11 protein-coding genes are annotated in these 10,914 nt (G+C 59.7%); 1 reads left to right on the top strand and 10 read right to left on the bottom strand.

Features of this window, described 5'->3' with window-relative positions; all coding sequences use genetic code 11:
* Positions 1–427: 427 nt before the first annotated feature.
* Both H7C19_RS18430 and H7C19_RS18425 read right to left on the bottom strand, forming a co-directional pair.
* A complete protein-coding gene (locus tag H7C19_RS18430; protein ID WP_185144193.1) occupies positions 428–1,222 on the bottom strand; it encodes a hypothetical protein in 795 nt (264 codons plus the stop codon).
* Positions 1,223–1,371: 149 nt separating this feature from the next.
* Positions 1,372–2,265 (bottom strand): nucleotidyltransferase-like protein, encoded by an 894-nt coding sequence (locus H7C19_RS18425; protein ID WP_313731786.1) that lies wholly within the window; start codon positions 2,263–2,265, stop codon positions 1,372–1,374.
* A gap of 154 nt (positions 2,266–2,419) precedes the next feature.
* Here H7C19_RS18425 and H7C19_RS18420 point away from each other — a divergent pair, with 154 nt between their 5' ends.
* The gene (locus H7C19_RS18420) at positions 2,420–2,800 is read left to right on the top strand and encodes a DUF2614 family zinc ribbon-containing protein (RefSeq protein WP_185144190.1); all 381 of its coding nucleotides are present in this window, start codon (positions 2,420–2,422) and stop codon (positions 2,798–2,800) included.
* Between the two features lie 127 nt (positions 2,801–2,927).
* Here the strand turns inward: H7C19_RS18420 and H7C19_RS18415 are convergent, their stop codons facing one another.
* The 8 genes from H7C19_RS18415 to gatC form a co-directional block, all read right to left on the bottom strand.
* The gene (locus H7C19_RS18415; protein ID WP_185144188.1) at positions 2,928–4,679 is read right to left on the bottom strand and encodes a glycosyl hydrolase family 18 protein; all 1,752 of its coding nucleotides are present in this window, start codon (positions 4,677–4,679) and stop codon (positions 2,928–2,930) included.
* A gap of 324 nt (positions 4,680–5,003) precedes the next feature.
* Complete coding sequence (locus H7C19_RS18410) at positions 5,004–5,435, bottom strand: Fur family transcriptional regulator (RefSeq protein ID WP_185144207.1); 432 nt, start codon at positions 5,433–5,435, stop codon at positions 5,004–5,006.
* A 131-nt stretch (positions 5,436–5,566) separates the two neighbouring features.
* The gene (locus H7C19_RS18405; protein ID WP_185144186.1) at positions 5,567–6,223 is read right to left on the bottom strand and encodes a hypothetical protein; all 657 of its coding nucleotides are present in this window, start codon (positions 6,221–6,223) and stop codon (positions 5,567–5,569) included.
* A 36-nt stretch (positions 6,224–6,259) separates the two neighbouring features.
* Entirely contained in the window at positions 6,260–6,955 is a 696-nt protein-coding gene (locus H7C19_RS18400) for an MgtC/SapB family protein (protein ID WP_185144184.1), read from the bottom strand.
* Between the two features lie 82 nt (positions 6,956–7,037).
* A complete protein-coding gene (locus tag H7C19_RS18395; RefSeq protein WP_185144182.1) occupies positions 7,038–7,508 on the bottom strand; it encodes a GNAT family N-acetyltransferase in 471 nt (156 codons plus the stop codon).
* A gap of 78 nt (positions 7,509–7,586) precedes the next feature.
* Positions 7,587–9,029 (bottom strand): Asp-tRNA(Asn)/Glu-tRNA(Gln) amidotransferase subunit GatB, encoded by a 1,443-nt coding sequence (gene gatB / locus H7C19_RS18390; RefSeq protein WP_185144181.1) that lies wholly within the window; start codon positions 9,027–9,029, stop codon positions 7,587–7,589.
* 11 nt (positions 9,030–9,040) lie between these two features.
* Complete coding sequence (gene gatA / locus H7C19_RS18385; RefSeq protein WP_185144179.1) at positions 9,041–10,495, bottom strand: Asp-tRNA(Asn)/Glu-tRNA(Gln) amidotransferase subunit GatA; 1,455 nt, start codon at positions 10,493–10,495, stop codon at positions 9,041–9,043.
* A 22-nt stretch (positions 10,496–10,517) separates the two neighbouring features.
* Positions 10,518–10,805, bottom strand: a complete 288-nt coding sequence (gene gatC, locus H7C19_RS18380; protein ID WP_185144178.1) for an Asp-tRNA(Asn)/Glu-tRNA(Gln) amidotransferase subunit GatC — start codon at positions 10,803–10,805, stop codon at positions 10,518–10,520.
* Positions 10,806–10,914: the final 109 nt, after the last annotated feature.

Here is a 10,914-nt window from a genome sequence, read left to right as displayed (position 1 = left end):
TTTTTGACGTCAGTCGTTCCAACGGAACGGTGAGAGTCAAAAACACAAAATTGAAGAACCTCGATGGCTCATTCGTTGTTTAAATCGTTGTCCGTCACCCGAAGGCGACAGGGTCCGTTAGCGTCCGGCCTCTTCGTCGTGCAAGCACGACTGTTGAAACCCGACGTTTCTTACGCTCGATGTTCAGTTTTCAAGGAGCAATCGCGGCTTTTCAGCCTCGTTTTGCATCGTCGCTTTCGTAACAGCGACCTTCATAATATATCACAACCGCCCACTTCAATGCAAGGACTTTTTTCTTCCTTGTCGCATTTTCTTTTGTCGGTTGCTTGCCTCTCGCGTTACCCTTTCGAGCGGCGAGATTTAATTTAACACAGAAGGTGGGCGCTCGTCAACGCTTATTTCGCATTTTTTTGTCGAAAATGTTCGCCTACAGCTGGATGCTCTGAATCCCCTCATTTAATGTAGCCATATGCAGCTGTCCAGCCCGGCTGTCCACGTCCGTTACGGGGCACCCCATGCTGACCGAGACGAGCGCCGGCTGTCCCCGGATAGCGCTTAAGCGGTACAGCCCCCTGTCCGCGCACATATAGAGGGTTCCGTCCCGGCGCGCGGCATTGAATAGAAAGAACCCGGGGAAACGAACGCGTTCGAAGCCGCCCCGCTTGTTGCCCAGCAGCAGCTCGCCTTGTTCCGTAATGCCCATCAGCGCGCCTCCGTCGGTCGCGAGACGGACAACCGCCGATGAGGACGGAAACTTGGCCCACGATCCGGTAAGACGGTCGTACATCGAGATGCCGGCATGCAGCGCCAGGAAGATGAATTGCGGCGCGAGCAGCATATCGTACACCGGGCTGCGCGCGTAAGCTACGTTCCGCCATCCTTCGAGGGTCCTGCACCATAGCCCCCGCTCTGTCGCCGCATATCCGCGTCCGCCGTTTTCCTTATATTCATAACACACATATGGCAGGTCCAGATCCGTCCAACGGTCGCCGGCCAGATGATACAAGCCTTTGTCCGTGCAAGCGTAGATCCGTCCTCCCTCGCTGCAGAGGCGATTCACATGCACGTCGGCAGGCAGTCCGGTCATGCAGGCTTCCCACTCGCCGGATGCAGACGACACCCAGACGCCTCGGCCCGCGGGCGCGGTCAACAGCGCTTGATCCCCCATCGCACGGACGGACGTATGGTGGAATACGATTCGATCGACTTTCTTCTTATCCATCCCGCTCTCTCCAATCGCCCATCGGAAATGAGAATCGTTATCATTTATAAGCTGATTATATCGTCTTCCGGACCATCGTTCAACGCATCGCAAAGAAAAAGAACCCCTCTGCGCGGAAAGGTTCCGGATGTTCGCGACGGAATGCCGTCCTATTCGCCCAGCAGCGCGGCGTATCGCAATTCGAGCCGATTGACCCCTAGTTGGCGGACCGGCTTGGCGACTTCGCGTATATACCCGCGCATAGCCAGCTTCTGCAGCATGAGCGACAGGTCGAGAGACAATCCCGCCAGCTGCGAATGACGCTGCAGCTCCGAGACGCTCCAAGGCTGCTGTCTGTCGGCGAGGATGCGCGTCAAGAGCGCGCATGAGGACTTCATCTTCGTCAGCACGGAGAATTCCACCGCTAGCAGGACCAGATGGACCCGCTGCTCCAACGTTTCTTGGCTGGCGGTGAGCTCTTCGTACAATTTATAGATACCGGGGTTGACCCGGCGCATCTGCTCCCACACGGTCAGCTCGGGATGCATCCCGTCCTCGATCAGGGCGATGTGGGCCCAGTAGTTCAAAGAGGCGAGAATGTTGGTATAGGCATCCATGACTTGTCCGTCCTTCAGGTCTTGCTTGGCGTGCAGATAGGTTCGCAAATAACGCGAGTACTCGCAGAGCAGCTTCTGCTCCTTCATCTCCGCCGGCCACTCGTCCAATCGCCGCTTCGTTCGCTCCAGGTAACCCGCTTTGTCGAAGAGCACTTCGCCCTGCACCAGCCATTGAATGATGCCCCGCTGCTCGCCCCGCACGATCGCGGCGTCCAGCCGCTCGGGCGTCACTCTCCGCACTTGGATGCGCGTATCCTCCCACATCCAGTGCTCGGCCTCGGCCGACGCATCGGGCAGGTGGTCATAGACCGCCAGAACGAGCCGATCCATCCCGTCGATCAGCGTCTGATAAGCATACAGATTCTTGATCAGCATTAGACCGATAAGCGCCTCGTCATGTCCGAAGAGATCCGTATAAAATAATCCTTTCTCATCCAATCGTCTCACGATGTTCACCACCTTGTCCGGTTCTGAGTGGCTTGCCTGCCATTTGTGAGCTATAATGGTATCTGCCAGTTGGAATAGCAGGCTAATGTGTATTTCTACGTCCGGCTCCGGTTTCCTGCCGAACAGCCGATTAAGATGACAGGAGCAACTTGATATGAAGATGAGGGCCAGCAAAATCTCAACCATGCGAACCTGGGGACTCCTGCTCGTGCTTGGCGGCATGGGCCTCATGGTACTCGGAACGAGCGGCATCCTGCTGTTCGGGGAAGTCGGCAAGATCATCGCCGCTATTTTTATGGTCATCGGCATCCTGACTTGCGGCGCCAGCATGTTCATCTACTTCTGGGTAGGCATGCTCTCCACGAGCGCCCCCGTCCTCGAATGCCCCGAATGCGGCAAACGGACCAAGATGCTCGGCAAGACGGACCGCTGCATGTACTGTCATACCATCCTAACGTGGGATCCCGCGATGGCTACGGCAGGCGCGCCTCCCGCGGGCGGCGAGACCGAAGAACGTCCCGCGGCTCCGGTGTGACGACCCGGCTCCCGACTTGCCGTTATGCAAAAAGACTTCGCCGTCTACATCCGGCGAAGTCTTTTTTTATGGCTGGTTCTTAGGGGCAAGACGATCGCTGGCCTACGTTCAATGCGCTTAGCGGCGCTCACGGATAGCTTTGAAGCGCTTTGTCGAGCACCTGCCAGATATCTTCCGATCCGAAGCTGCGGGTCCAGGACGCCGCGCCGGCCAGTTTATACTTCTTCACGAGCTCCGCGCGCGCCTGTATCGAGACCGCATCTTCCAACCATATTTTCTGCGTCGTGCCGTCTTGCTGGAACTCGACGTAGTTCTGCCCCGTCTCGGCGGACAGCGTCGGCTTCAGTTTCTTGTCCTTCACCAGCTGCCTGATCGTATTCATGCCGAGCGCCTTCGACGACACCTTCACGCCGCCGTTGCCGTCAGGCTTCTCCGTCCACTGTCGCGCATAGAACGGCATGCCCAAGATCAGCTTGCCGGGCGGAACTCCGTCTTCTTGCAGGATCTTGGCGATCGCATTCTCCGTCCAGCCGAGCGAAGCGACAGATCCCGATTGCGGACTCGATGCCCAATGTTCGTCATAAGCCATGAGGATCAAGTAGTCCAGCGCGCCCGCCAGCCGCCCGCGATCGAGGTATGCGGACCACATCTCGCTGTTCGACTTGGGCGATACGTCCATCGAGACGACAAGCCCGCTCTCGTGCAGGAGCGGCGTCAACTCCCGGACGAATTGAACCAGATTGTCCTTGTCCTTGGTGTAGACATTCTCGAAGTCCAGGTTGATCCCCTGCAGACGGAATGTCTTGGCGTAGGCGAGCAATTGCTGGATCATATGGCTTCTTGTCTCGTAGGTCGCAAGCGCGGCATGCGTGCGCTCCGGCTCGAAGGAGTTGCCGAACAATCCCCACACCTGCCAGCCCCGTTTGTGCGCCCATGCGCCGTATCCGGCGTCCGCTTTGCTGCGAATATCGCCCGCGCCGTTCAGCAGTTCGAACCAAGTCGGACTGACGACGTTCACGCCGGTCAATTCGCCGATCTTGCTGGTATCGGGATGCGCGGTATAGACCGCCTCCCAAGTCAGGTTGATGCGCTTGCCCGTAAGCTTCCATGGGACGAACGGCTCTTCGTTCTCCTCCGCGGTCGAAGGCGTCTTGTCGATGCTCTCCAGCACGACATCCTTCTTGCGCATGTAGCCGATCTGTCCCTCCGCAGATTGCACTTGGTACCATCCTTCAAGCTCTCCCCAGACGGAGAGGGCGGCGCCCGCAGGCAGATCCTCCACGATCGGAAAAGAACGCTTGGGTCCGCTGCGCAGCTTCGCGCCTCCCTTCCCGTCCTTGTCCTTCGGCACGACCGCCCGCTGAATGGCTTGTCCCGGCGTATGAAGGGTAACGATGCCCGACGTCCCGCCCGTCTCGACGGAGACGCCGAACAATTGCTTGAGCGGCGCGAACGGCAGGTACAACGTGCCGTCCTTCGCCTTCTTCGCCCCGAACCGCAGCGCGAACGGCTTGCGGTTGAGCGTCGCGTCCAGCGTACCCGTCTTGAAGTGCAGCACGCTCTTGTCTGTCGTCAGGATGATCGATTCCGTGCCGGCCTCGTACCGGACGCCGTCGCCCAGCATCGACTGGACGAGCGGCAGCGGCACCCAGAGACCTTCTCCTTCTCCTAATGCATAGGCTTTGCTCCACTCCCCCTTGAGCATGATCGGGTGCGGGTTGGCCATATATTCTGGCGTCTCGTGGTTCTTGTTCGGCTGCGTGGACCACCACCAGGCGACGACTGCGGATGCCGATAACAGAAAGATCAGCAGTAGCCCGAAAAAGGGTCCTATCCGTTTGCGCCGCCGACGGCGTCCGCTGTGCAAAGTTGTCTCCAATATCTCACGCTCCCGTCGATCGGTCCACACGATTGGACGATTCAAACGGACGCAAGGTTGCGTCCGCCCAAGTAAAAACGGCTTTCCGTCGTCTTTCGGAAGAGGGCAACACGTTTTTATCGGAGGTCATACAGATATAGATAAGCGTGAAACTTATACATTCTGTATGACAAGTAAATCGGCATCGCCGCCATAGAAGTAGGCGAGACGTTGCTCTCGCAGATCCCTCAGAAATGAAGAGGCGTCATAGCCCGTCCCAACTGAAGAAAAATGAAAACGCGCGCCCGGGTATCGCCCAGCCGCGCGTCGATCTTCATTCGTTCGTTAAGACTTCATTGCCGCGCATACCGGGCAAAGTCCGTAAATCTCCATGCGATGGCCGTGTACGACGAAGCCCGTTCGCCGTGCGGCGGCCTCTTCGACGTCCCTCACCGGCGGATGGTCGAAGTCGACCATCGTACCGCAGCCCGTGCAGATCGCATGGTAATGGTCCGACAAATCCGCGTCGAACCGGCTGGAGTCGTCTCCGTAGGTCAACTCCCGAACGAGGCCCGCATCCACGAACAACTTCAGATTGTTGTAGACCGTCGCGACGCTCAGGCTGGGATAATGCGGGGACAGCGACTTGAATATATCGTCCGCGGTCGGGTGCGAAGGCGATTCCATCAGGTATGCGAGAATGGCGTACCGTTGCGGCGTCATCCGGACTCCTCCGGATTTGAGCTGGTCCACGGCATGGTGAACCCTGGAGTCCATGCTCTTCACAGCCTTTCCTTCAAGTTAGCACCATTGTACGTGTTCGTTTTCAGAATTGTCAATGGAAGATGGCGCCTCTGTCCGCCCGAATGAATGGCGATCCGAAGCCGGACGCGATGCCCGAGCTTCCGTCATTCCTTGCCGCCGGGGTGACCGCGACGCTCCCAGAGCCAGAGCACGGCGCCGGCGCCGATCAGGATCAGCGCCCCAATCATCGACCCTGCCGAATGGAACAGCCAGCGGATATTCGCCATTCCGAGCAGGATCGCGCCGCCCGCAGCCAGCAGGACGATGCTGAGCGCCGGCACCGCGCGGGGATCGGCATCGCGCCCGTTGGCGCGGCCGTTCCAGCCGGGGCCGTACGGGTATGCGGGCCCTGCCGCTATCCGTTCGTTGACCGCTTCCGCGCTCTGTACCGCATCGAAGATATTGTAGAAGTAGATGATCGGCAGGAGCAGACTGAGCAGGACGATCGTCAAGACGTTATTCGAGTTCTCGTTCGCCACGAATACGACGCCGCAGATGTTCAGCGCCAGGAACAGCATGATCACGACGCCCTTTGCCATGAGTCCCAGATACATATGTCCGGTGCCCGGAATAAAGAACGCGAATAAGCCGGCGAGCAGTTTGCTCCGTTTCGACCGTTGAGGCATCTCGTAATCATGCCGGTATCCCGGAGGAAGGGGGACGGAGCCGGATGCGCCCCAAGGAGGCTCCGTATTCGGGCCCCGTTCCGGATTAGGCGGTGATTGGGGCGGCTGCTGCTGCCATTCGTTCGACTCGTTCATGTTCTCATCCTCCGAAATTGAAATGGATAGTTTCTGTTATTCCGCGGACACGGCCGTAACGCCCGACATCGTCCGCAGCTGTTCGGCGATCCCTAGCATCTGCGTGTTCGGCAAGCGCACCGTTAAGCGAATGCGCATGAGCGAATTGCCGCGCATATGATCGGTCACTTCGTCGAACTGAACCCGCATCAGCTTGGCTCCGCTTTGCTGCAACAGCCTCTGCATCGGCTCGGTCGTGACATTGTTCGCGTCGACGGTAACCGTGAAGACATGCTCGCCCGGGTGGTTCACGAACCGCTTCTCCAAGATATTCAAGCCCCAGAGCACGATTAGCGCGAGAAAAACGGAGAAAGCCGCGGCCAGGTAAAAACCCGCTCCTACCGCCAGCCCGATCGCCATCACGACCCACAAGGATGCGGCCGTCGTCAGACCGGTGATCGACTTGCCGGTGAACATGATCGTGCCGGCGCCCAGGAAGCCGATCCCCGTAATCGCTTGCGCGGCAAGGCGCGCGGGATCCCGGTTCACGCCCGGCAGATTGACGAATTCGGGAAAACCGTAAATGGATAACACCATAATGAGGCTGGATCCCAGACAGACCAGCGTGTGCGTCCGCAAACCGGCCGCATGATTCTTTCTCTCCCGTTCGTATCCGATCAGCGCGCCGAGCAGTACCGACAGCAACAAGCGAAGCATCAAGTGCCAATCGTCAATGATCCATGGATTATGCATACACTTCTCCGCCTTATTTTTCACATTGTATCATTGGCTCTACAATCCCCTCAACGGATTCGCGGCGGGGTTCAAGCCCGACTCAAGTCTTGGTTGCGGGACGAACCATCCGAATCATGCCGATATCCTCCCGCGGGCGGAACCGGCCGGCCTCGCGGAACCCGAACCGCTCGTACAGGGCGATCGCGGGGAGGTTCCGCTCCTCCGCGGTCACTTCCCACGGGGTAGACGCCGGAGAAGCTTGGAGGACATGGCCCAACAGCTTGCCCGCGATCCCCTGGCGAAACCGGGACGGATGCACCATCATCCGGGCGATCACCTCGGTCTCGTTCTCCCGTTCCGTGGCGATCACGCCGATCAGTTCCCCTTCTTCGTCGCGGCAGCCCCAGAAGGTCTCCCTGGCGGCCTGCAGGGTAGCCACCGTGTCCCGCAACGGAGGCAGATCGGGGACGCCGATGAGGGCCGCCTCTACCCGATAAGCCGCATGTTGAAGCAGCCACAGCTCCTCTGCGACCTCCGTCTTACGCAGGTCTAGCTGCATGATCGCGGTCATGCCCATCTCTCCTTTTAGCGCAAGAGACGGCCTCCCCGCCTTGGACAGGTCCGCCGTCTCTCTCTTTAAAAATATATATTATCCTTTGAGGCGATCCATGAGTAGCTTGTTGACCAGCCCGGGATTCGCCTTGCCCTTCGTCTCCTTCATGATCTGGCCGACGAGGAAGCCGATCGCCTTGTCCTTGCCGCCGCGGAAGTCCTCCACGGACTGCGGGTTGGCGGCGATGACGGCGTCGACGATGGACAGGATCGCGCCTTCGTCGCTGATCTGTACGAGGCCTTGCTCTTCGACGATCTGCTGCGGCAGCTTGCCGGACTCCAGCATCCCCTTGAACACCGTCTTGGCGATCTTGGTGCTGATCGTGCCCTTCTCGATCAACTGGATCATCTCGCCGAGCCCTTGGCCCGTGATCTTCACCTGTTCGATCTCCAAGTTGTTCGCGTTCAGGTAACCGAGCAAGTCGCCCATGATCCAGTTCGCGGACGCCTTCGCGTCGCTCGTATACTTCAAGCTCTCCTCGAAGAAGTTCGCGAGCTTCATCGAAGAGGTGATGACCCCCGCATCGTACGACGGCAGGCCGTACTGCGACGTATATCGCGCCTGACGGGCGTCCGGCAGCTCGGGGATCGACGCCCGGACGCGGTCCCTCCACGCCGCATCGATATGGACGCGGACGAGGTCGGGATCCGGGAAGTAGCGGTAATCGTGCGCTTCTTCCTTGCTCCGCATGCTGAACGTCTTGCCTTGGGACTCGTCCCAACGGCGCGTCTCTTGGACGACGCGGCCGCCGCCGTCGAGCACGTCCGCTTGACGCATGACTTCATATTCGAGACCGCGCTGAACGCCGCGGAAGGAGTTCATGTTCTTCAGCTCGGTCCGCGTGCCGAACGCTTCCTGGCCGCGAGGCCGGATGCTCACGTTCGCGTCGCAGCGGAGGCTGCCTTCCTCCATCTTGACGTCGGACACGTCGCAATATTGCATGATCGCCTTCAGCTTCTCGAGGTACGCCTTGGCTTCCTCCGGCGAGCGGATATCCGGCTCGGAGACGATCTCCACGAGCGGCGTGCCGACCCGGTTGAAGTCCGCGAGCGAGCCGTAGCCCCCGTCGATATGGGTCAGCTTGCCGGCATCTTCCTCTAGATGAAGGCGCGTAATACCGATGCGCTTGGTCTCGCCGTTCACCTCGATGTCGATCCAGCCGTTGCTTCCGATCGGCTGGTCGAACTGCGAGATCTGGTATGCCTTCGGCGAGTCCGGGTAGAAATAGTTCTTGCGGTCGAACTTGCACCATTCCGCGATCTCGCAGTTGATGGCCATCGCGGCCTTCATCGCGTATTCGACGGCTTGGCGGTTCAGAACCGGCAGCACCCCGGGGTGTCCGAGGCAGACCGGGCAAGTATTCGTATTGGGCGGCGCGCCGAACGAGGTCGCGCAGCCGCAGAAGATCTTGGACTTCGTGTGCAGCTCGACGTGCACTTCCAGTCCCACGACCGTCTCGTATTTGGAAACGACAGACATGGTGGCTCCTCCTAGGTCAGCGCCGGGCGCAGCTGATGATGTTCGGTTTGCCCTTCGTAGGCGTGGGCCGCGCGCAGCACGGTCGACTCGTCGAACGGCTTGCCGATGATCTGCAGACCGACCGGGAGGCCGTCCGCCAGACCGCACGGCACGCTAATGGCAGGCACGCCGGCCAAGCTCACCGGGATCGTGCAGATATCGTTCAGATACATCGTGAGCGGGTCGCCGACTTGCTCTCCGATGCGGAAAGCCGTCGTCGGCGCCGTCGGACCGATGATGAGATCGTATTTCTCGAAGGCTTGATCGAAGTCGCGCTTGATGAGCGTGCGGACCTGCTGGGCCTTCTTATAATAGGCATCGTAATACCCGGAGCTGAGCGCGTACGTGCCCAGCATGATGCGCCGCTTCACTTCCGGCCCGAAGCCTTCGCTCCGGGAGCGCTTGTAGAGCTCCAGCAGATTGTCCGGGTTGTCCGCGCGCACGCCGTAGCGGACGCCGTCGAACCGGGCGAGGTTCGAGGATGCTTCGGACGAAGCGAGCAAATAATAAGTCGCGATCGCGTAGTCCGTGTGCGGCAGGGAGATCTCTTCCCAGACGGCGCCCATGGATTCGAACACCCGGAGCGCCTCCATGACGCGGGCCTTCACCTGCGGGTCGATCCCTTCGCCGAGGTACTCCTTCGGAACGCCGATCTTAAGTCCCTTCGCGTCGCCCGTCAGCGCGGAAGCGTAGTCCGGGATCGACACGTTCGCCGACGTCGTGTCGCGCGGATCGTGTCCGGCGATCGCCTGGAGCACGTAGGCCGCGTCTTCGACGTTCTTCGTCAGGGGGCCGATCTGGTCCAGCGACGAAGCGAACGCCACGAGGCCGTAGCGGGACACGAGGCCATACGTCGGCTTCAAGCCGACGATGCCGCAATAGGCCGCCGGCTGGCGGATCGAGCCGCCGGTATCGGAGCCGAGCGAGAAGTAGACTTGGCCCGCGGCGACGGACGCGGCGGAGCCGCCGCTGGAGCCGCCGGGCACCCGGTCCTTGTCCCACGGGTTGCGGGTAACGTGAAAGGAGGAGTTCTCGTTGGAGCCGCCCATGGCGAACTCGTCCATGTTCAGCTTGCCGACCGTGACGGATTGGGCGTCCTTCAGCTTCTGGACGACGGTCGCGTCGTAGATCGGATCGTAGTTGGACAGGAATTGGCTGGCGCAAGTCGTGCGCAGCCCTTCGGTGACGATATTGTCCTTAATGCCGGCCGGCAGGCCGAATAGCAGGCCACGCTCCGGGCCGGCCGCATCGTCCAGCGCCTTGGCCTGGGCGCGGGCGCCCGCTTCGTCCAGCGTCAGGAAGGCGCCAATATCGCCGTCCGTCTCGCCGATGCGCGCAAGCGAAGCTTCGACGAGCTCCGCGACAGACAAATCTCTATGGTGAAGTCGGTTATGTACTTCCGACAACCGCAAGTTGAACAAAGACAACGCGTGTTCCTCCTTAGATAAGCTATTCCAATACAGCCGGCACTTTGAACTGGCCGTCCTCTTCGTCCGGCGCGTTGCGCAGCGCCTTCTCGAGCGGGAGCGACTCCCGCGGCTCGTCGTCGCGCATCACATTCGCCAGAGGAAGCACATGGCTGGTCGGTTCGATGCCCGTCGTGTCCAGGCCGTTCAACTTCTCCGCGTATTTCAAGATGGCGTTCAATTGTCCCGCGAACTGCTCTTTCTCCGCCTCGGACAGCGTCAGGCGCGCCAGGTTGGCGACATGCTCGACGTCTTTTACCGTAATGCTCATCGTACGTGGACCTCCCGTCGTGCTATCAATCCAGTCATTCTCATTATTATATCGGACAAGCGGATTGAACTCAATCAAGTAAAAACGGCTTCGCCTTCATCCCGATTTG

The sequence above is a fragment of the Cohnella nanjingensis genome (genome assembly GCF_014212125.1).
Lineage (GTDB): Bacteria > Bacillota > Bacilli > Paenibacillales > Paenibacillaceae > Cohnella > Cohnella nanjingensis.
This window is presented reverse-complemented; position numbering and strand designations above follow the sequence as displayed.

Excerpts from the sequence above, each read along its gene's own strand:
- gatB (WP_185144181.1), bottom strand. The coding sequence starts at position 9,029 with ATGTCTGTCGTTTCCAAATACGAGACGGTCGTGGGACTGGAAGTGCAC.
- H7C19_RS18420 (WP_185144190.1), top strand. The coding sequence starts at position 2,420 with ATGAAGATGAGGGCCAGCAAAATCTCAACCATGCGAACCTGGGGACTC.
- gatC (WP_185144178.1), bottom strand. The coding sequence starts at position 10,805 with ATGAGCATTACGGTAAAAGACGTCGAGCATGTCGCCAACCTGGCGCGC.
- H7C19_RS18405 (WP_185144186.1), bottom strand. The coding sequence starts at position 6,223 with ATGAACGAGTCGAACGAATGGCAGCAGCAGCCGCCCCAATCACCGCCT.
- H7C19_RS18410 (WP_185144207.1), bottom strand. The coding sequence starts at position 5,435 with ATGGACTCCAGGGTTCACCATGCCGTGGACCAGCTCAAATCCGGAGGA.
- H7C19_RS18395 (WP_185144182.1), bottom strand. The coding sequence starts at position 7,508 with ATGACCGCGATCATGCAGCTAGACCTGCGTAAGACGGAGGTCGCAGAG.
- H7C19_RS18400 (WP_185144184.1), bottom strand. The coding sequence starts at position 6,955 with ATGCATAATCCATGGATCATTGACGATTGGCACTTGATGCTTCGCTTG.
- H7C19_RS18430 (WP_185144193.1), bottom strand. The coding sequence starts at position 1,222 with ATGGATAAGAAGAAAGTCGATCGAATCGTATTCCACCATACGTCCGTC.